General features: G+C 48.8%; 14 protein-coding genes, 5 tRNA genes and 3 rRNA genes. 3 read left to right on the plus strand and 19 right to left on the minus strand.

Translation table 11 applies throughout. The annotated features are described in order from the left end of the window. Nucleotides 1-74: 74 nt before the first annotated feature. Both radA and M3M37_RS04490 read right to left on the minus strand, forming a co-directional pair. Entirely contained in the window at nucleotides 75-1,457 is a 1,383-nt protein-coding gene (radA, locus tag M3M37_RS04485; protein ID WP_252794441.1) for a DNA repair protein RadA, read from the minus strand. Nucleotides 1,458-1,472: 15 nt separating this feature from the next. After that, nucleotides 1,473-2,009, minus strand: a complete 537-nt coding sequence (locus tag M3M37_RS04490; protein ID WP_252794442.1) for a dCTP deaminase/dUTPase family protein — start codon at nucleotides 2,007-2,009, stop codon at nucleotides 1,473-1,475. Nucleotides 2,010-2,154: 145 nt separating this feature from the next. On the opposite strand from M3M37_RS04490, the gene rpiA reads away from it, so the two are divergent. After that, the gene (gene rpiA / locus M3M37_RS04495; protein WP_252794444.1) at nucleotides 2,155-2,841 is read left to right on the plus strand and encodes a ribose-5-phosphate isomerase RpiA; all 687 of its coding nucleotides are present in this window, start codon (nucleotides 2,155-2,157) and stop codon (nucleotides 2,839-2,841) included. 51 nt (nucleotides 2,842-2,892) lie between these two features. Beyond that, nucleotides 2,893-4,227: a C1 family peptidase gene (locus M3M37_RS04500; RefSeq protein ID WP_252794445.1), complete on the plus strand. Its 1,335-nt coding sequence runs from the start codon at nucleotides 2,893-2,895 to the stop codon at nucleotides 4,225-4,227. Nucleotides 4,228-4,350: 123 nt separating this feature from the next. On the opposite strand, the gene M3M37_RS04505 is transcribed toward M3M37_RS04500, so the two are convergent. Next, the gene (locus M3M37_RS04505) at nucleotides 4,351-5,022 is read right to left on the minus strand and encodes a 2,3-bisphosphoglycerate-dependent phosphoglycerate mutase (protein WP_252794455.1); all 672 of its coding nucleotides are present in this window, start codon (nucleotides 5,020-5,022) and stop codon (nucleotides 4,351-4,353) included. A 171-nt stretch (nucleotides 5,023-5,193) separates the two neighbouring features. Here M3M37_RS04505 and M3M37_RS04510 point away from each other — a divergent pair, with 171 nt between their 5' ends. Next, nucleotides 5,194-6,345 (plus strand): LCP family glycopolymer transferase, encoded by a 1,152-nt coding sequence (locus tag M3M37_RS04510; RefSeq protein WP_252794456.1) that lies wholly within the window; start codon nucleotides 5,194-5,196, stop codon nucleotides 6,343-6,345. A 103-nt stretch (nucleotides 6,346-6,448) separates the two neighbouring features. Here the strand turns inward: M3M37_RS04510 and M3M37_RS04515 are convergent. The 16 genes from M3M37_RS04515 to M3M37_RS04590 all read right to left on the minus strand — a co-directional run bounded on the left by M3M37_RS04515 (nucleotide 6,449) and on the right by M3M37_RS04590 (nucleotide 21,315). After that, nucleotides 6,449-6,534 (minus strand) — tRNA-Leu (locus tag M3M37_RS04515). A gap of 51 nt (nucleotides 6,535-6,585) precedes the next feature. Further along, nucleotides 6,586-7,032 carry a SprT family protein gene (locus M3M37_RS04520; RefSeq protein ID WP_252794458.1) on the minus strand — a complete coding sequence of 149 codons (447 nt, stop codon included), beginning with the start codon at nucleotides 7,030-7,032 and terminating at the stop codon, nucleotides 6,586-6,588. Nucleotides 7,033-7,034: 2 nt separating this feature from the next. Continuing rightward, complete coding sequence (locus tag M3M37_RS04525) at nucleotides 7,035-9,212, minus strand: Tex family protein (RefSeq protein WP_252794460.1); 2,178 nt, start codon at nucleotides 9,210-9,212, stop codon at nucleotides 7,035-7,037. A 73-nt stretch (nucleotides 9,213-9,285) separates the two neighbouring features. Then, complete coding sequence (nadE, locus tag M3M37_RS04530; RefSeq protein WP_252794468.1) at nucleotides 9,286-10,128, minus strand: ammonia-dependent NAD(+) synthetase; 843 nt, start codon at nucleotides 10,126-10,128, stop codon at nucleotides 9,286-9,288. Nucleotides 10,129-10,143: 15 nt separating this feature from the next. Further along, nucleotides 10,144-11,610, minus strand: coding sequence for a nicotinate phosphoribosyltransferase (locus M3M37_RS04535; RefSeq protein WP_252794477.1), 1,467 nt, complete (start codon nucleotides 11,608-11,610; stop codon nucleotides 10,144-10,146). A gap of 99 nt (nucleotides 11,611-11,709) precedes the next feature. Beyond that, nucleotides 11,710-12,411 carry a GntR family transcriptional regulator gene (locus tag M3M37_RS04540; RefSeq protein WP_252794478.1) on the minus strand — a complete coding sequence of 234 codons (702 nt, stop codon included), beginning with the start codon at nucleotides 12,409-12,411 and terminating at the stop codon, nucleotides 11,710-11,712. 56 nt (nucleotides 12,412-12,467) lie between these two features. Further along, nucleotides 12,468-12,539 (minus strand) — tRNA-Gln (locus M3M37_RS04545). A gap of 9 nt (nucleotides 12,540-12,548) precedes the next feature. Further along, nucleotides 12,549-12,631, minus strand: a tRNA-Tyr gene (locus tag M3M37_RS04550). 118 nt (nucleotides 12,632-12,749) lie between these two features. Continuing rightward, the gene (locus M3M37_RS04555) at nucleotides 12,750-14,222 is read right to left on the minus strand and encodes a peptide MFS transporter (RefSeq protein WP_252794480.1); all 1,473 of its coding nucleotides are present in this window, start codon (nucleotides 14,220-14,222) and stop codon (nucleotides 12,750-12,752) included. 119 nt (nucleotides 14,223-14,341) lie between these two features. After that, nucleotides 14,342-15,688 carry a type I glutamate--ammonia ligase gene (glnA, locus tag M3M37_RS04560; protein WP_252794481.1) on the minus strand — a complete coding sequence of 449 codons (1,347 nt, stop codon included), beginning with the start codon at nucleotides 15,686-15,688 and terminating at the stop codon, nucleotides 14,342-14,344. 30 nt (nucleotides 15,689-15,718) lie between these two features. Further along, a complete protein-coding gene (locus M3M37_RS04565; protein ID WP_252794483.1) occupies nucleotides 15,719-16,090 on the minus strand; it encodes a MerR family transcriptional regulator in 372 nt (123 codons plus the stop codon). Nucleotides 16,091-16,224: 134 nt separating this feature from the next. Then, nucleotides 16,225-16,297, minus strand: a tRNA-Thr gene (locus M3M37_RS04570). Nucleotides 16,298-16,344: 47 nt separating this feature from the next. Next, nucleotides 16,345-16,417 (minus strand) — tRNA-Asn (locus M3M37_RS04575). A gap of 6 nt (nucleotides 16,418-16,423) precedes the next feature. Then, nucleotides 16,424-16,540, minus strand: a 5S ribosomal RNA gene (gene rrf / locus M3M37_RS04580). Nucleotides 16,541-16,610: 70 nt separating this feature from the next. Continuing rightward, nucleotides 16,611-19,526 (minus strand): 23S ribosomal RNA (locus M3M37_RS04585). A 213-nt stretch (nucleotides 19,527-19,739) separates the two neighbouring features. Beyond that, a 16S ribosomal RNA gene (locus M3M37_RS04590) occupies nucleotides 19,740-21,315 on the minus strand. The 16S, 23S and 5S rRNA genes sit together here with 2 tRNA genes alongside, the layout of an rRNA operon. Nucleotides 21,316-21,350: the final 35 nt, after the last annotated feature.

The following is a 21,350-nucleotide window of genomic DNA, read 5'->3' on the forward strand; positions in this document are numbered from 1 at the left end:
TCTTTTCTATTTATGATATTGTTTACCCTTAGTTTACAATTTCTGCTCCCAAAAATAAACCCGCGTTGCTTGGTTTACTTGGGGATGGCTAACTTAAGCGCTTCCTTGAGGGTTGTGACCCCGATTACTTCGATGCCATCGGGCACGTCAAGCCCTTCTAAGCTGTGTTGGGGAACCACGATGCGGTCAAAGCCCAACTTAGCGGCCTCGCGAATTCGTTGTTCCATCCGATCGACCCGCCGGACTTCTCCGGTCAGTCCGAGTTCACCAACGTAACACTCGCGCGGATTGGTGCTGATGTTTTCGTAACTGGAGGCAATGCTAACCGCCATTGCGAGGTCAATCGCGGGTTCGTTCAGTTTCACGCCCCCAGCGGCCTTAACGTAGGCATCTTGATTTTGCAGCATCAAGCCCGCTCGCTTTTCTAAGACGGCCATGATCAACGAGATGCGGTTCCGATCCACTCCGGTCGCGGTTCGCTGCGCGTTGCCAAAGACAGAAGGAGTAATCAGGGCCTGAAGTTCCACCAGAATCGGTCGGGTGCCTTCCATCGCCACCACAATCGCCGATCCGGTCGCATTCTTCAGCCGTTCCTCCAGGAAAATCTCCGACGGATTTTGCACCTCTTGCAGGCCCCCGTCCGCCATCTCAAAGATACCGAGTTCGTTGGTCGACCCAAACCGGTTCTTAACCGCCCGTAACAAGCGGTACGAGTGGTGTTTATCCCCTTCAAAGTACAGCACCGTATCCACCATGTGTTCCAGAGTTTTCGGTCCGGCAATCGCGCCACCCTTGGTCACGTGGCCCACGATGAAGACCGTAATGTTGTTGGTCTTCGCAATGTTCATCAGGTCGGTCGTCACGCCCCGGACCTGTGAAACCGAGCCAATCGCGGAGTCCACATCGCCCTCCTGCATCGTTTGGACGGAGTCGACAATCACGACGTCCGGTTTTAGGTTCGCAATTGCATCGCGTACCGCCGTCATGTCGGTTTCTGGAAAAACGTAGAGCCGGTCATTCACCGCAATTTGCAGCCGATCCGCCCGCATCTTAACCTGATCTGCACTTTCTTCTCCGGTCACGTACAGGACCCGTTTTCCGAGCGTGGCTAATTGCCCAGAAACTTGGAGCAGTAAGGTCGACTTCCCGATCCCGGGATCGCCCCCAATTAAGACCAAGGATCCGGGCACAATTCCGCCCCCGAGCACTCGGTTTAACTCGGCTGATTGAATCTGGTAGCGGGGCGCGTCCTGAGCGTCAACCTCGTTAATCAGTTGCGGTTCCACGCGACTTCCGGTCAAAGACACTCGAGTCGACTTGGCGTTTGTTCCACTATCCTTTGTGACCGTTTCTTCGGTAAACGTATTCCATTCCCCACAATTGGGGCACCGGCCCAGGTAGGTCGGTGAAATGTAACCACAGTTAGAACAGACAAACTGGGTCTTTGTTTTACTCATACACGTGCTTCCTCTCTAATAACCAGAAGAGCCAAAGCCACCGGTTCTCGTCGTGTGCGGCGTTTCATCCGCATCCGCTAGGAGATACGGCATAAAGATTCCCTGAGCAATCCGATCGCCCTTGTGAATCTTACGATCCCGAATCCCCCAGTTAACCAGCTGGACAAAGATCTCTCCCTCGTTTTTCTCATTATTATAGTAATCAGCGTCAATCACGCCGATCCCGTTGGGTAAAATCAGGCTCCGTTTCAGCGGATTACTGGACCGGTTGGCCAAAATTAAGACCTCGTTGGGTTGCATGTAGGCCTTGATCCCAGTCGGAACTAAGTAAGGCTTCAAGTCTTGACTGGCCTCGTCGGCTTCTGTAGCGGTTAACTGCCGCCCCTGGCGTAAAATCTTAAAGGCCCGTAAGAGCCCCTGCTTCCAGATTGATGGCAACACGATGTCAGTGGAACTAGCCAGGTCATAACCGGCTGCTTGTTTCGTTGCGCGCTGGGGTAATTGAATTCCCAAATCAGCCGCTTGTGATGTAATTTCAAACCCTCGTTTCATTTGCAAAACTCCTCACCTTTAAATAATTGGATAGTACCATTCTAACAGGATTTAGAGCAATTCAACATTACTTGACAAATGCTAAAAAGCCATGGAAAATTAAAGACTGAATTATAAATTATATGGTGGATGAAGGGGACAGTCAATGGATAGCGAAGCAATTAAACAACAAAAGGCGCAGGTGGGTCAAGAAGCCGTTCAATACATTGAAGATGGGATGGTCGTCGGCATTGGGAGTGGATCCACGATGTGGTACATGGTTGAAGCCCTGGGGCAACGAGTAAAAGAAGGCCTCAACATCGTCGGGGTGCCAACTTCCAAGGCCACCCGCAAGCATGCCAACGAACTGGGGATTCCGCTCAAAACCGTCGATGAAGTCGACCGCATCGACCTTACGATTGACGGTGCCGATCAAATTGACCAACACTACCAAGGTATCAAAGGTGGGGGCGCCTCCCATTTAATGGAAAAGATTGTCGCTACGAACTCCACGAAGAACATGTGGATTGTGGATGAAAGCAAGATGGTCACCGCTTTTAACTATCCCATTCCGGTGGAAGTCATCCCCTACGGCAGTACGCAACTCGAACGCCGCTTAGACCGGTTAGACTTACAACCCCAGCTCCGCAAGAACGCAGCTGGCGAGTTCGTTACCACGGATTCTAACAACTACATCATTGATCTCTACCTCGATCCTTTAGATGATCCCAAAGAACTGGCCCACATCCTCGATCCCCTGGTGGGAGTAGTTGAACACGGCCTCTTCTTAGACATGGTAAACACGATTATTGTGCAACACGCTAACGGTCCTGAGGTCATTAACGTGCGGTAAACACCTAAAATGCGGTATAATATTCGTAATTTATTGATGGAGGTCATTGCAATGCCAAAGGAAATTTCACCAGAAAACATTGAACGTTATCAAAATAACCTAAAGGAACAACCAGATGCCGACGTGATTCGGCGCGCCGTTACCCACAACGGGATTTTAGCTTCCGCCGCTGACTACGAAGCCAACGACCAGTTATACCCCGTCTTTTCCGTGGACGTCTCCAGCCAACCGGTTTCCGACCAAAAACGGAGTGGTCGCTGCTGGCTCTTTGCCGCCTTGAACACGATGCGGTCCAAGGTCGAAGGCAACTTTAACGTCCCGAAGGAATTCGAACTTTCTCAAGTTTACCTCTTCTTCTGGGATAAGTTTGAAAAGTCGAACTACTTCTTAACCAACGTCTTAAAGACGGCCAACCAACCATTGACGGATCGGAAGGTAAACTTCCTCTTACAAACGCCACAACAAGACGGTGGTCAGTGGGACATGATTGCCGCTTTGATTGAAAAGTACGGCGTGGTGCCGAAGTCTGCCATGGCTGAAACCGCCAGCAGCAACAACTCCAGTGAGTTAAACAGCGCCTTAAACACCCAGTTACGGCACGATGCCATCATCTTACGAAAACTGGTTAAAGACGGTCAAAGCGAAGAAATCATTAATGCCAAAAAAGATGACATGTTAAACGAAATCTACCGGATGTTAGTGTACGCCTTTGGCAAACCCACGACGGAATTTACCTTCGAATACCGTGACAGTGATAACCAATACCACATTGACCAAAACATCACGCCCCAGGAGTTCTTTAAAAAATACGTAAACGTCAACTTAGCTGACTACGTATCCATCATTAACTCCCCGACGGACGACAAGCCGTTTAACCAAACTTACACGGTCGAAATGCTCGGAAACGTCGTTGGTGGTCAACCAATCAAGCACTACAACTTACCAATCGAACGCCTGAAGGAATTAACCATCAAGCAACTCCAAGCCGGTGAAACGGTCTGGTTCGGTAGTGACGTTGGTCAAGCCAGCGACCGGAAGAACGGTTTGATGGACACCGATCTCTACCACGTTGACCAACTGATGGACACCGACATGAGCATGAGCAAAGCCGAACGCCTCGACTACGGCGAAAGTGTGATGGACCACGCTATGGTCATTACCGGAGTTGATCTTGTCAACGGCAAGCCAACCAAGTGGAAAGTCGAAAACAGCTGGGGTGACAAGGTCGGAACCAAGGGTTACTTCGTCATGAGTGACGACTGGTTCAGCGAATTTGTTTACCAAGTTGTCATCAACAAGAAGTACCTGACTGACCAAGAACGAGAAGAACAAGCCCAAGCACCAACGGTTCTCGCACCATGGGATCCAATGGGTACGTTAGCTTAATTAAGTAAATTAAAATGCGTAATCACGAAATGTGGTTACGCATTTTTTAGTTGGTGAAAAGAAAATCACACCGGTTCGGCTACAATTAGTCTTCAACCTAACTATCTAATTTAATGCTTACTGCTAACGTAAAATCTGCTTATCCGCAATTTGTAAATGGTCATCCAGTGTATAAACAATTGGCTGGGCGTTCGGGACCTCCACCCCGTCAATGGCTACGTCGGAGAGGTGTTCGAGGTACTTAATCAACGCTCGTAACGAGCTGCCGTGGGCCACGATTAGCTGATTCTCATGTTGTAAGAGCCGCGGGGCTAGTTGATCCTGCCAATATGGCAACAAGCGGTCGTAAGCCATTTTTAGGCTTTCCGCCCGCGGTTCATGGACACCAATCCGGGCGTAGCGCCGTTTCAGGATGACCTCGTCTAGCAGTGGCGGAACGGCCGTGAAACTCCGGCGCCACTGCATGAATTGTGTTTCGCCGACTTCTTCCCGGACCACCGGTTTCTTGCGACCCCGTAGCGCGCCATAGTGCCGTTCGTTCAGCCGCCAGGTCTTATACTGGGGAATCCAAAGTTGGTCGATGCTGTCTAGCACGATGTTTTCAGATTGAACCGCCCGTTTCAAATAAGAGGTGTGGGCCGCGGTAAAAGACAAATTCAATTGGCGTAACCGTTCTCCAGCTTCACGTGCTTCCTGCTTCCCCTGCTCCGTCAGCGGGACGTCATTCCACCCCGTAAAAATATGCTGTTGGTTTGCGGTACTTTCTCCGTGCCGAATCAAAACTAATTTAGCCATCTAAAACCCCCACCTCCTAGTGAATTCATTACCTGCTATTCTAACACACAACCCAAAACCCCTATTGGCGATTTAATTGTAAAAAATTCCTTAAAATCACCGTTTCAACGTCAGCTTTTTTTCCGAATAGTTTATAATTGAGAACAGACTGATATAAAAACGAGGGCTATCATGACAGAGAGACGGAATAATCAGCCGGACAAACGTACCGGCCGCAACCATTTTATGAATGAATCACAACCAACACCGAAACGTTCGAAGCCACCGAAGCGGCCGAATCCTGATGAGATTGAGTGGCATCCCAAGGCTTGGACTTGGATGGCCGGGTTACTAATCGTAGCTCTCGCCGTCCTTGGTTTCGCTTTCTTTCAGTACCAACGGGTGGCTTCCACGTTAAACTCAACTTACTCTGGAGCCAAGAATTCCCGGGATGTTGCCAAAGTAATTAAGCAACGCAAGCCATTTACCGTTCTATTGATGGGAACTGATACCGGAGAACTGGGGCGGACAGATAAGGGACGTACTGACTCTATGATTTTGGCAACCGTAAACCCGAACACTAAAAAGACCACTTTCACTAGTATCCCACGGGATACCAAGGTCGTGGTGCCGGGCGATTCCCAACCGTACGAAAAGATTAACGCCGCTTATACCATTGGCGGGGCTGATACGGCAACTGAGGTTGTCCACAGGCTCTTTAACGTTCCCGTTGACTTCTACGCCGTCGTTAACATGAAGGGGATTAAGCAGATGGTAAACGCCGTCGGGGGCGTGGACATCACGCCGAACCTGACCTTTGACTACGAAGGAATTAGCGTGAAAAAGGGTAAAACTGAACACATGAACGGTCAAACCGCCCTCCAGTATTCCCGGATGCGGTACCAAGATCCGCTCGGTGATTACGGCCGGCAAATTCGGCAACGCCAAGTCCTCAACGCCATCTTACAAAAAGGATTGACGATTGGCAACGTTGGTCGCTACGGCGAGATTCTAAAGAGTCTGAAAGGAAATCTGCAAACAAACCTCACCTTTGACGACATGGTCACCATCGCTGGCAGTTACAAGGACGCGACTAAGAACTTGCAACAAACCGCCCTGCAGTGTGACAACGCCATGGTAGATGGTTTAAGTTATCAGGTTGCTCCAGATAAGGAACTGCTAAAGGTTTCTAACAACATCAGAAAATCACTTGATTTACCAACCGAAAGCCAGTTAACGCCAACCCAACGTAAAGTTAACTCCAATGAAGGAGATGGTGAAGACGGTTCCTTCTTTAACAGTAATGACTCCGTTAATAATAACAACGAATTACCGAAAAATTAATTCAGAACCGGTTCCGCCTCGTGCAGAATCGGTTTTTTGGTTGGCGCCTGTTTAATAACAAAAAAGGATTGCTGAACGAACGTCAGCAATCCTTTTTAAATAGTGCGGCCAAGAAGATTCGAACTTCCACCGGGAAAACTCCCGACAAGATCCTTAATCTTGCGCGTCTGCCAATTCCGCCATGGCCGCGAATTAACAATCATTATCATAGCAAGAATTCGGCAGAGATGCAAGTCTTTTTTACTTGGCGACCGCTGGATTAACTAATTTTAAGCGATGGCGACACTGACTGCAGACGTAGCGCTGCACGTTGAGACGACGCTGACGCGGATATTGTTGCCCACAATGCTCACACTGGTAAAGATAGCGACACTGCTGGTCCATCCGCGGGGCATAACGACTCCCGCCTACCGCTTTTAGTAACTGCTTAAAGGCTGGCGTGTTGTGCTTACCCGATTGTCCCATCTGATGCAGGTGGTAGTGAACCAACTCGTGCTTAATCACGCCGGTTAACACCGCCCGGTCCTGCGCCATCTTCGGATTAATATCAATGTTATGGGACTTTAAATGGTAGCGGCCCCCGGTGGTCTGCAACCTCCGGTTAAAATAAGCACGGTGATGAAACGGACGCTGAAAAGAGTCCGCCGAAATGGTTTCCACTAACTGCTGTAACTGTTGGTCGGTCATGATCATTTCTCCTCGTGTGGATCAATCATCGATAACTGAATTCGCTGGCGTTGTTCGTCGACCCCCATCACCCAAACGGTGACCACATCGCCGATTGCGACAACCGTAGCTGGGTCCTTGACAAAGGCTTTTTTCATCCGGGAGATGTGAACCAAACCGTCCTGTTTAACCCCAATGTCCACGAAAGCTCCAAAGTCGGTCACGTTGCGAACTGTTCCCTGCAGCTGCATTCCCTCGCGCAGGTCCGCCATGGTTAACACGTCGTCCTTTAACAAGGGAGCCGGCATCTGGTCGCGGAGGTCCCGGCCGGGATGCGTGAGTCCCTGTAAGAGATCAGTGACTAACGAGCTAGGTAAATCGAGTTGCGCGGCTAATTGCGCGACATTAGCGTGCTGCAATTTCGTTTGACTATCCTGATCAGTCAAATGATCCCGGTCAACCTGTAGTTCGTCCAGGATGTGCTGGGCCGCCGAATAACTTTCCGGGTGAATGTCAGTATTATCGAATGGGTTGCTTCCCCCTATAATACGTAAAAAACCGACGGATTGTTCAAAGGCTTTCGGCCCGAGACGCCGAACCTGCTTGAGCTGGTTCCGATTAGTAAAACCGCCGTTGGCTTCCCGGTAATCCACCACGTTGCCGGCCACCACGGGCGTCAGTCCTGAAATATGGGCCAGTAGTTGCGGACTGGCGGTGTTCAGATTAACTCCAACCTGATTCACCGCCGTTTCTACCACCCGGTCCAGTTGCAAATCCAGTTCTTTTTCGGCTACATCGTGCTGGTATTGCCCCACTCCGACTGCCTTCGGGTCAATCTTGATTAGTTCCGCCAAAGGATCCTGGAGCCGGCGGGCAATGCTAATGGCGGACCGTTCCTCGACCTGGAGTTGCGGAAATTCTGCCCGGGCTAACGGACTGGCCGAGTACACAGACGCTCCCGATTCGTTCACAATCACGTAATGAACGGGCCGATCTAAGGACTGCAACGCCTGCGCCACGAACCGTTCCGATTCCCGTGAAGCCGTTCCGTTCCCAATTGCCACCACGTCCACGTGATACTGCGCAATTAACTGCTGTAACTCTTTCGTGGCCTGCTTGATCTGCCTTTCGCTAGCCGGTGGGGTCGCATGAATGATTTTTTTCGCGAGGAACTTCCCCCGTTCGTCGACCACGGCTAGCTTACACCCGGTGCGGTAGGCTGGATCAAAACCCAGCACCACTTTCCCTTTCAGCGGCGGTTGCATCAACAGATGATAAAGGTTGGTCCCAAAGACGCTAATTGCATGGTTGGCTGCGGCTTCTGTGAGCTGATTGCGGAGTTCTCGATCAATCGCGGGGCGAAGGAACCGGCGAAAGGCTTCCGTCAGAGCTTGCTGCACCACCGTGACGCTCGGACCAGTGTGCTTCCCGATTACGTGAAACTGCAAATAGTTAAGAATTACATTCTCATCCACGTCAATTTTAACCCGCAGAACCTGTTCCTGTTCGCCCCGGTTAATTGCGAGCACCCGGTAGGCTGGAATCTGAGTTAAGCGCTCCGTGAAATCATAGTAGTTCGCGTAGACCTGGCGTTCGTCCTGTTCTTTCCCATGCGACTTCACTAACGTCACTAACTGACCGTGTTCCCAAGTATAGGTCCGAATCCAATCCCGAAACCGGGCCGTTTCAGTGACTGCTTGGCTGATGATTTCCTGTGCCCCACTGATAGCAGCCGTTTCGTTTGGAAGCTCCTGATCAGGATTAACAAACGGTTGCACGAGTTGTTCTACCGGCTGAGCTGAAAACTGCAGTAATTGATTTGCCAGCGGCTGCAAACCGCGTTGTTTGGCCAGTTCGGCTTTGGTCTGCCGTTTCGTTTTATACGGCAGGTAGAGGTCCTCCACCTGCTGCATGGTGGTTGCTGCTGCTAACTGCCGTTCTAGCTGCGGCGTTAGATGCTGTTGTTCGGTCAGTTGCTTGGTAATTTCTGCCTTGCGGGAGGCTAACTTTTCGGCCCGCTGGTAGTGATCTGCCAATTCCCGAATTTGAACTTCATCCAGATTCCCGGTTTGTTCCTTCCGGTACCGAGCAATGAATGGCACCGTGTTGCCATCCTCTAATAATTGTAACGTCCGTTGCGCTTGCCCGACTTTGATTTGATCAAGTTCAGCAACAACTTGTTTGACTAACTTTTGTTCCATTTAAATCTTCACCTTTTCGCTGCAAACGAAAAACTCCGTTATCGCTAACGAAGTCTTTTAGTTTAGTCGCTAATTAATTTTTCCAGAAATCGTCGTAGACCGTGATCGGTGTGTGGCGTTTGTGTTCCGTTTTGCGGTACCAGTCCTCAATGGTGGCTGCCGCTTGCTCACTAACGTCCTGACCTTCCAGAAAAGCATCGATCTCAGAATAACTGACTCCCAGCGCCACCTCATCTGGTAAGGACGGTCGGTCGTCTTCCAAATCAGCCGTGGGCGTCTTAGCAATCAAGGTTGTAGGAGCCCCCAGGTATTCTAACAGTTCCCGGCCCTGCCGTTTATCGAGGCGCCACAGAGGCGTGATGTCGGCTGCTCCGTCACCAAACTTAGTGTAGAAACCGGTCACAGCTTCTGCCGCATGATCAGTTCCTACCACAACTCCGTGATGCGCACCGGCAATCGCAAACTGAGCAATCATCCGTTCCCGGGCTTTCAGGTTCCCCTTGTTAAAGTCGGATAACGTTTCATCGTTAGCATCGACGGCGGCAACCATGGCATCCGTTGCTGCCTTGATATTAACCCGTTCGGTCCGATTAGGTTGGATAAAATCAATCGCTGCCATCGCATCCGCTTCGTCAGCTTGTTCTCCATACGGTAACCGCACGGCGATGAACTGATAATCAGCATCGCCCGTTTCCTGGCGTAATTCGGTCACCGCTTGTTGACTTAATTTTCCGGCTAACGTCGAATCCTGTCCGCCAGAAATGCCCAGCACTAGGGTTTTTAGACCCGGATTCCGCTGCAGGTAATCCTTCATAAAGTCCACGCTGCGACGTACTTCCATTGCCGGATCAATCTTTGGTTGAACCCGTAACGTTTGGATAATTTGTTGTTGGATGGCGCGTTGTTCCGCATTCATCGCTTGTTCCTCCGTTTATTGTAAATGATTTTCGTGACCATGTTGAATTTGGTTGATCAAGTTCATCTTGTTGTCCCAAGCAGCCTGCGACAAGTCCACCGGGTATTCTTGGGGGTTGAGCATCCGCTTGTATTCTGGCCACAGCATGTCCTTTACCTGGTTAGCGTGTTGCTTAATCTCTGCCAAACTCGGTTGTTCGTAGACTAACTGACCATCTTTAAAGATGTCCTTTAAGAGCGGTTCGGCCTTAAAATCGGTAATCGTCTTGTTGATGTAAGTGTATTGCGGATGGAACATATACAGTTCCGCTTCGTCGCGGGGATCCTCAGTGGCTAACGCCACATAGTCTCCTTCGGACTTACCATCTTTCTGTTCCGTAATCCGCCAAACCTGCTTCTTACCGGGCGTGGAGACCTTTTCAGCGTTGTTAGAAATTTTAATGGTATCAATCATCTGCCCCTGGTCGTTTTCGACCGAAACTAACTTGTAAACGGCACCTAATGCTGGTTGGTCAAAGGCCGTGATGACCTTGGTTCCCACTCCCCAGACGTCGATTTTAGCGTGCTGCATCTTTAAACTGCTAATCGTATTTTCATCGAGGTCGTTGGAAGCATAAATCTTGGCATCCGGGAAACCACCTTGATCCAACAGATCCCGGACCTTCTTAGAAATGTAGGCCATGTCTCCAGAATCAATCCGTACTCCCTGGAAGTTAATCCGGTCACCCATTTCGCGAGCGACCTTTAAGGCAGCTGGGACTCCGCTTTTCAACGTGTCAAAGGTATCAACTAAGAAGACACAGTCACGGTGAGTTTCGGCGTAGGCCTTAAAGGCGTCATAGTCGTTTCCAAATGATTCCACCAACGAGTGTGCGTGAGTTCCCGAAATCGGTAAGCCAAATTGTTGACCAGCTAGCACGTTCGAAGTGGCATCAAAACCGCCGATGTAAGCGGCCCGGGTTCCCCATAAAGCAGCCGAAACTTCCTGGGCGCGCCGGCTCCCAAACTCCAGCAATGGGTCATCGCCTGCCACGCTCCGAATCCGAGCGGCCTTCGTAGCAATCAACGTTTGGTAGTTGACGATGTTTAAGAGCGCCGTTTCGATTAGCTGACACTCTGGTAACGTCCCTTCGACTTGGACAATTGGTTCGTTGTTAAAGACCAAATCCCCTTCTTGGGCCGAGCGAATCGTGCCGTGGAATTGAAAATGCTTCAGGTAGTCCAAAAAGGCTTCCGAATAGTCACTCTGAGCCCGCAGGTAATCAATGTCGGCATCGGTGAACCGCAAATTATTTAAGTAATCAATTAAGTGGGCTAAGCCGGCAAACACGGCATACCCGTTGCCAAACGGCATTTTGCGAAAGTAAACTTCAAACACGGCGTGGCGGTCCGCCATTCCCTTTTCAAAGTAAGTCGCCATCATGTTAATTTCATAATCATCGGTATGCAGCGTTAAGTTGTCAGCAGCATCAGCCAGTGCCATTGTTATCCTCCCAAAATCATTTCCTCATAAATAGTTACCGCTATTTTACCATTCTTTGGCAACTAAAGAAAAACCAACCCCTTCGTGGAGTTGTTTTCACTACTGTTTCAGATAAAATTCAAAACGTTCGGCCGCATACTGGGTTTCAACGAACTCAAACGGCTGTTGGTCGGAAAAATATGAAATCTGTTTCAACTTGAGAATTGGAGCGCTCGGTTTAATTTGGAGCTGTTCTGCCACTTCTGGACTGGCTAAAATTGCCGAAATGTACTGTTGGGCGCTAGTCGGACTCTGTTTCCACCGTTCTTCCAAAGAACGATACAACGATTTCGTGACCTCGGCTTGGCTCATGTCGCTGACTAAGCGGGCCGTGACCACCGTGGTTTCTAAGCAAATCGGTTCGTCATCACCGCAACGAAGTCGTTCCATCCTTAAAACCCGTTCTCCTGGATCTAGTTGCAAATGTTCAGCTTCGCGAAAAGTGGGCTCGACAATCCGATAGGATAAGGTTTTACTGGAGGGTTGCTTACCCAATGACAACATGGTTTCCGTAAAACTGGAAATCCCTGACATGTGTTCCTGCACCTTCTGGTTGGTAACAAAGGTTCCGGATCCCGCCTTCCGTTTCAACAAACCCTCATCAATCAACGTTCCAATTGCCTGACGCAGTGTCATCCGACTCACCTGGTACTGTAGTGCTAATTTGCGTTCCGCTGGTAGTCGCGTTCCGACCGGCCAATCACCACGCTCAATTTTAGCCTTCAGGTCGTCATGAATTTGGATGTAAACTGGAAGTGCCATGAGATCCTCCTCATTGTAAAAAAATACGACTGACACAAGTCAGTCGTATTAGTTAGTTGGGCTAGCTGGGTTCGAACCAGCGCATGCCAGGATCAAAACCTGGTGCCTTACCACTTGGCTATAGCCCAATAATAAAATGGAGGGGAGTGGATTCGAACCACCGAACCCGAAGGAGCGGATTTACAGTCCGCCGCGTTTAGCCAGACTTCGCTACCCCTCCGACATTCTTAGGTGATTCACATCACCTAATCAACATATATTATATTACCCAAAATCTCGAAAATCGTCAAGGGAAAAATAAAAAAAAGTCCTAAAATTTTAGGACTTTTTCTAACGAATTAGCGAACCCCATCCATCAATTTTTCGACTGGTTTAACGAGGAACAATAAAATAATACTAATCAAGATGGCAACTAATCCGATGACAGCAAAGTAACCAACCTCATTGCCCGGCGTATAGAAACGAGCAATTTGGGAGTTGATGGCTTGCCCAGCGGCGTCACCTAAGAACCACATACTCATCATTTGCGCTCCAAAGGCTTTTGGCGCTAACTTCGTCGTAACCGACAAACCAATTGGCGAAATCAGCATTTCTGCAATTTCAATGATGGCCCAACTACCCACTAACCACAGCGGGCTTACCATTGCATGCGTTCCAAACAGAACGAGCGGAATCACCATGAAGAGGAACGATAATCCAGCAAAGAAGAGTCCGTACGCAAATTTCTTCGGCGTGCTAGGCTGGTTCTTTCCCAGTTTTGTCCATAACCACACAAAAAGCGGCGTGTACAGCATGATGAAGAGCGGATTTAACGATTGATACCAACTAGGGTTAATCGTCAGCCAACCGAGGTGGTTGTTGGTCTGCTTTAAGGCAAATGTAGCTAAGATACTGGACCCTGATTCTTCAATGGCCCAGAAGATGGCCGCTCCGATGAAGAGTGGGATGTAGGCCCACACTCGGGAGCGTTCCACTTTGGTAACCTTTTTACTTCGTAACATGATGACAAAGTAAATCACTGGCGTTACTAGGGCAATCACACTCAAGACACTAACAAAACTATCTAGCGTCAGAATACCCATAAAGTGCATTACCACCAGCACTGCCACAAAGGCAATCAATCCAATGACAATCCAAAGTGAAATTTTGGCTAATTCATCCCGTTGGATAGGGTCGGTTGGCTTCAAGCCATCGTCACCCAAGTACTTTTTACCACCGTAATAGTAGAAAATTAACCCAATCAGCATTCCCACAGCGGCAAACGAGAACCCAAAGTGGTAACTAACTGAACTAGCTCCCCAACCACAAACAAACGGAGCAATAAAGGCTCCTAAGTTAATGGCAAAGGTGAAAATCGTAAAAGCACTATCCCGACGTGCATCCGACTTGGAATAAAGATTCCCCACCATGTCAGAAATATTCGGTTTCAAACAACCCGTTCCTAGGGTAATCAATCCAATCGAAGCGAACAATCCAACTAAGCCGATTGGTAGTGCTAAGGCAATGTGACCCAGCATAATTAGGATTCCACCGGTAAAAACGGTGCGACGACTTCCTAAAATCCGGTCACTAACGTAACCACCAAAGACAGAGGCAAGGTACACCAACGCTCCGTAAATCGACATAATCGATAAACCAGTCGTTTGCGAGAGTCCCAGTCCTCCTTGAGTTGCTGCCGCCACCATGTAGTACAGCAGGATAGCCCGCATTCCGTAGTAACTAAACCGTTCCCAAAATTCGGTCCCGGCTAGATACTGTAACCCTTTTGGTTGACCAAAGAAGGCATGGTCAACGTCGTGTTTCTTTTCCAAAAAATGACCTCCCTTTACCTAGTGAAGAAAACAATAAATCTCCTCTTAACTTAATGAATTATTAAGCATTAGTTAAGAGGAGATTATACAGGAACTATTTTTAATTTACAACGTGCAGTTTAGAGCATGTCAAGGTAACGATTCCGTTCCCATTGTGAAACGTTCTGACTGTAAGCCGTCCATTCCATGTTCTTCGCGTCTAAGAAGTTTTGGTAAATGTGAGGACCCATGGCGTCTTTCATCATGTCGTCAGTAGCATAGCTTTGCAAAGCATCGTGCAATGTGGATGGCAGTTTTTGAATGTGATCTAACTTCAATTCTTCACCGTCCATGCTGTAAATGTTCCGGTCAATGGGATCATCCGGCGTAATCTGATTCTTAATTCCGTCTAACCCAGCCTTTAAAATAGCGGCAACGGCTAAGTATGGGTTGGCGGATGGATCCACGCTCCGTAATTCGAGCCGAGTTCCCTTCCCCCGAGCAATTGGAACCCGCACCATTGGTGAACGGTTAGCCCCAGACCAGGCAATGTATACAGGAGCTTCAAATCCAGGTACCAGTCGCTTGTATGAGTTAACCGTTGGGTTGCAGACTGCAGTTAAGGCTTTGGCATGCTTCAATAACCCACCTAAGAAGTAGTAAGCAGTTTGGGAAAGTTGATCCTCGCCGTTTTCATCGAAGAAGGCATTCTTGCCGTCTTTATCAAAGAGGGACATGTTCATGTGCATTCCGGATCCGTTGACCCCGTTCAATGGTTTAGGCATAAACGTTGCGTACAAGCCGTAACGACGTGCAACCGTCTTCACCACCATCTTAAAGGTTTGAATGTGGTCAGCAGCCCGAATCGCATCATCGTATTCAAAATCAATTTCGTGTTGGCCAGGAGCAACTTCGTGGTGAGAAGCTTCCACGTTGAAGCCCATCTTTTCTAATTCTAACACCATGTCCCGCCGGACGTTTGCAGCTAAGTCCATCGGAGCTAAGTCAAAGTAACTACCTTGGTCATTTAATTTCTTCGTGGGGCGCCCATTTTCATCCATTTCAAAGAGGAAGAATTCTGGTTCTGGTCCAATGTTAAAGTCACTGAAGCCCATTTCGCGCATTTCTTCTAAGACACGCATCAAGTTGTTCCGAGGGTCACCAGCGAATTGTTCGCCGTCGGCAGTGTGCACGCTACAAGTTAAACGAGCAACTTTGCCATGTTCGTCACCCCAAGGAAAGACCATCCAAGTTGATAAGTCTGGTTGCAGGTACATGTCACTTTCTTCAATTCGGACAAACCCATCAATTGAAGAACCATCAAACATGAGCTTGCCGGCGAGAAGTTGTTCCAATTGACTAATCGGAACCTCTACGTTTTTCACCGTTCCCAATAGATCAGTAAACATTAACCGTAAAAAGCGCACGTCCTCATCTTTTACCATTTTGCGAATGTCATCTGGGGTGTACTCAGTTGTTTTGTCCATATTCCTACTCCTTTTTCAGCATGTCTTAGATTAAAATTGTGAGTCATCGTTTTGATATAAGCCACCGGCCTTTAAGATATCCTTACGCAAGTACTGCCGTACTTTCTGGTCGCTAACGCTTTGCTGTTTAGCCGCTTGTTTCTTTGCTTGGCGTAAGCGTTGTTTCTCGTAGACTCGCTTAATTTGCTCGATATTCATGCCTTCATCCAGATAATCTTTGATTTCTAAAATCCGGTCAATATCATTCAACGAGTACAAACGGCGGTTACTTGCCGTCCGTTCTGAGTGTACCAGCCCACTGTCATCGTAATATCTAATCTGGCGAGCCGTGAGTGACGTTAATTTCATCACCGTTCCCATGGGCAAGACTGCTAAAGATCGTCTTAATTCCTTTTCACTCATATCAACAACTCCTCATTGCCTGCAATCATAAACTTAAAAAACCAGTTGGTCAATAATTGATGTTACGTTTAGTAACATGAACTAAAAAAGCAGTCTGACGATAAACGTCAAACTGCTTTTCGCTTTAATATAAGTGCCGACTAGAGGATTCGAACCTCCGACCTCCGGTTTACGATGCCGATGCTCTACCAACTGAGCTAAGTCGGCGAAACTAAGTTTAATTTCGCGAGTTATCTCGCAAAGATAACTCTAAACTCCGACAGGCGGGCTCGAACCGTCGACAACCTGATTAACAGTCAGGTGCTCTACCAACTGAGCTATGTCGGAATAATCGCGTGGCAACGTCCTATCCTCGCAGGGGGCGATCCCCCAACTACTTTTGGCGTGCTAAAGCTTAACTACTGTGTTCGGCATGGGAACAGGTGTATCCTTTAGGCTATCGCCACCACACTCTGAGTGAACTTCGTTCCCTCAAAACTAGCTAATATTATTTCCTGCTGAGTTTCCATTCTGCTTTTCCTTGGTTAAGTCCTCGACTGATTAGTATTAGTCCGCTTCACGTATCGCTACGCTTCCACTTCTAACCTATCGACCTGATCATCTTTCAGGAGTCTTACTTCCATATAGGAATGGGAAATCTCATCTTGAGGCGAGTTTCACACTTAGATGCTTTCAGCGTTTATCTCATCCATACATAGCTACTCAGCGGTGCGCCTGGCGGCGCAACTGATACACCAGCGGTATGTCCATCCCGGTCCTCTCGTACTAGGGACAGCTCCTCTCAAATTTCCTGCGCCCGCGACGGATAGGGACCGAACTGTCTCACGACGTTCTGAACCCAGCTCGCGTACCGCTTTAATGGGCGAACAGCCCAACCCTTGGGACCAACTACAGCCCCAGGATGCGATGAGCCGACATCGAGGTGCCAAACCTCCCCGTCGATGTGAACTCTTGGGGGAGATAAGCCTGTTATCCCCAGGGTAGCTTTTATCCGTTGAGCGATGGCCCTTCCATACGGTACCACCGGATCACTAAGTCCGACTTTCGTCCCTGCTCGACTAGTCAGTCTCACAGTCAAGCTTGCTTCTGCCTTTACACTTACAGAATGATTTCCAACCATTCTAAGCAAACCTTTGAGCGCCTCCGTTACTATTTAGGAGGCGACCGCCCCAGTCAAACTGCCAACCAGACACTGTCTCCGAGCACGATGAGTGCTCAGGGTTAGAGTGTTCACATAGCAAGGGTAGTATCCCACGGGTGCCTCCACCGAGACTAGCGTCCCGGTTTCAATGGCTCCTACCTATCCTGTACAAGCTATGTAAACACCCAATATCAAGCTACAGTAAAGCTCCATGGGGTCTTTCCGTCCTGTCGCGGGTAACCTGCTTCTTCACAGGTATCTTAATTTCACCGAGTCTCTCGTTGAGACAGTACTCAAATCGTTACGCCTTTCGTGCGGGTCGGAACTTACCCGACAAGGAATTTCGCTACCTTAGGACCGTTATAGTTACGGCCGCCGTTTACTGGGGCTTCATTTCGAGGCGTCGCCGAAGCTAACCTTTCCACTTAACCTTCCAGCACCGGGCAGGCGTCAGCCCATATACTTCATCTTACGATTTTGCATAAACCTGTGTTTTTGATAAACAGTCGTTTGAGTCTTTTCACTGCGGCTGACCTGACGGTCAGCACCCCTTCTTCCGAAGTTACGGGGTCATTTTGCCGAGTTCCTTAACGAGAGTTCTCTCGCTCACCTGAGGATCCTCTCCTCGACTACCTGTGTCGGTTTGCGGTACGGGTAGTTAATTACTCACTAGAAGCTTTTCTCGGCAGCGTGACATCAGTTGCTTCTCTACTTTAATTTCGATCCTCATCAACGCTTGTCAACCCGGTCAGAAGCATTTCACTCCTCACCTGACTTACGTTTTAAACATCCTTTTCCAGCTGGATGCTCAACCTAGCCTTCTGCGTCCCTCCATCGTTCCAACATAATTAACTAGTACAGGAATCTCAACCTGTTATCCATCGCCTACGCTTCTCAGCCTCGGCTTAGGTCCCGACTAACCCTGGGTGGACGAGCCTTCCCCAGGAAACCTTAGTCATTCGGTGGACCAGATTCTCACTGGTCTTTCGCTACTCATACCGGCATTCTCACTTCTAAGCGCTCCAACAGTCCTTCCGGTCTGCCTTCATTGCCCTTAGAACGCTCTCCTATCACGCAACGTAGTTGCGTCCGCAGTCTCGGTAATATGCTTAGCCCCGGTAAATTTTCGGCGCAGAATCACTCGACTAGTGAGCTATTACGCACTCTTTAAATGGTGGCTGCTTCTGAGCCAACATCCTAGTTGTCTAAGCAACTCCACTTCCTTTTCCACTTAGCATATATTTAGGGACCTTAACTGGCGGTCTGGGCTGTTCCCCTTTCGACGATGGATCTTATCACTCATCGTCTGACTCCCGGACATAAATCAATGGTATTCGGAGTTTATCTGAACTCAGTAATCCAAGACGGACCCCTCGCTCAAACAGTGGCTCTACCTCCATGATTCTAATTCCGAGGCTAGCCCTAAAGCTATTTCGGAGAGAACCAGCTATCTCCAAGTTCGTTTGGAATTTCACCGCTATCCACACCTCATCCCAGCACTTTTCAACGTACACGGGTTCGGACCTCCGGTGCGTATTACCGCACTTTCATCCTGGACATGGATAGATCACCTGGTTTCGGGTCTACGGCAACATACTAATTCGCCCTCTTAAGACTCGCTTTCGCTACGGCTCCGCTTTTTCGGCTTAACCTTGCATGCAACTGTAACTCGCCGGTTCATTCTACAAGAGGCACGCCATCACCCCTTAACGGGCTCTGACTGCTTGTAAGCACATGGTTGCAGGAACTATTTCACTCCCCTTCCGGGGTGCTTTTCACCTTTCCCTCACGGTACTGGTTCACTATCGGTCACTAGGGAGTATTTAGCCTTGGGAGATGGTCCTCCCGGATTCCGACGCCGTTTCACGTGTGGCGCCGTACTCAGGATCCTGAACTGAGGGAATTCAATTTCGCTTACGAGACTATCACTCTCTTTGGTGCAGCTTCCCAGCTGCTTCAGCTATTAAATTCTTTTGTAACTCAAATGTTAAGTCCTACAACCCCGAACCACGAAGGTTCGGTTTGGGCTATTCCCAGTTCGCTCGCCGCTACTTTGGGAATCGAAATTTCTTTATCTTCCTGTGGGTACTTAGATGTTTCAGTTCCCCACGTCTGCCTCTATATAGCTATGAATTCACTATATAGTGATTAGTCATTACACTAATCGAGTTTCCTCATTCGGAAATCTCCGGATCACAGCTTACTTACAGCTCCCCGAAGCATATCGGTGTTAGTTCCGTCCTTCATCGGCTCCTAGTACCAAGGCATTCACCATGTGCCCTTTCTAACTTAACCTATAATCCGACGGATTATAAATTATTGAGTTTAGCGATTAAACACATTAAAAAACTCAAATTACACAATGGTTTTCTCGGTTAAAATTATATCAATCAATATAATTCTTACAGAAAATAATATTATCTAGTTTTCAAAGAACTAAGTTTGAGAGTAATCCTCTCAAAACTAAACAAGACTTTGATCGGTGTAAGGTTCCGTATTATTCCTTAGAAAGGAGGTGATCCAGCCGCAGGTTCTCCTACGGCTACCTTGTTACGACTTCACCCTAATCATCTGTCCCACCTTAGGCGGCGGACTCCAAACGGTTATCCAACCGACTTTGGGTGTTACAAACTCTCATGGTGTGACGGGCGGTGTGTACAAGACCCGGGAACGTATTCACCGTGGCATGCTGATCCACGATTACTAGCGATTCCAACTTCATGCAGGCGAGTTGCAGCCTGCAATCCGAACTGAGAACGGCTTTAAGAGATTAGCTTGACCTCGCGGTTTCGCAACTCGTTGTACCGTCCATTGTAGCACGTGTGTAGCCCAGGTCATAAGGGGCATGATGATTTGACGTCATCCCCACCTTCCTCCGGTTTATCACCGGCAGTCTCTCTAGAGTGCCCAACTCAATGCTGGCAACTAAAGACAAGGGTTGCGCTCGTTGCGGGACTTAACCCAACATCTCACGACACGAGCTGACGACAACCATGCACCACCTGTCATTCTGCCCCCGAAGGGGACACCTAATCTCTTAGGCTAACAGAAGATGTCAAGACCTGGTAAGGTTCTTCGCGTAGCATCGAATTAAACCACATGCTCCACCGCTTGTGCGGGTCCCCGTCAATTCCTTTGAGTTTCAACCTTGCGGTCGTACTCCCCAGGCGGAATGCTTAATGCGTTAGCTTCGGCACTGAGAGGCGGAAACCTCCCAACACCTAGCATTCATCGTTTACGGCATGGACTACCAGGGTATCTAATCCTGTTTGCTACCCATGCTTTCGAGCCTCAGCGTCAGATGCAGACTAGACAGCCGCCTTCGCCACTGGTGTTCCTTCATATATCTACGCATTTCACCGCTACACATGAAGTTCCACTGTCCTCTTCTGCACTCAAGTTTCCCAGTTTCCGATGCACTTCTTCGGTTAAGCCGAAGGCTTTCACATCAGACTTAAAAAACCGCCTGCGCTCGCTTTACGCCCAATAAATCCGGACAACGTTTGCCACCTACGTATTACCGCGGCTGCTGGCACGTAGTTAGCCGTGACTTTCTGGTTAGATACCGTCACGCCGTGAGCAGTTACTCTCACAGTCGTTCTTCTCTAACAACAGAGTTTTACGAGCCGAAACCCTTCTTCACTCACGCGGCGTTGCTCCATCAGACTTTCGTCCATTGTGGAAGATTCCCTACTGCTGCCTCCCGTAGGAGTATGGGCCGTGTCTCAGTCCCATTGTGGCAGATTACCCTCTCAGGTCTGCTACGTATCATCGCCTTGGTGAGCCATTATCTCACCAACTAGCTAATACGCCGCGGGTCCATCCAAAAGCACTAGCATAAAAGCCAGCTTTCAAACTAAAACCATGTGGTTTTAGTTGTTATACGGTATTAGCATCTGTTTCCAGGTGTTATCCCCTACTTCTGGGCAGGTTACCCACGTGTTACTCACCAGTTCGCCACTCGGTCCGATCTAAAGTCAAATCCGTGCAAGCACTTCATTTCATTTAGGAGACCTCGTTCGACTTGCATGTATTAGGCACGCCGCCAACGTTCGTCCTGAGCCAGGATCAAACTCTCATTTTAAATGAGAACTTTACTAGCTCTACTTTATTATTTGT

Origin of the sequence: Fructilactobacillus carniphilus, assembly GCF_024029675.1 — a bacterium.
In the GTDB taxonomy this organism is placed as follows: domain Bacteria; phylum Bacillota; class Bacilli; order Lactobacillales; family Lactobacillaceae; genus Fructilactobacillus; species Fructilactobacillus carniphilus.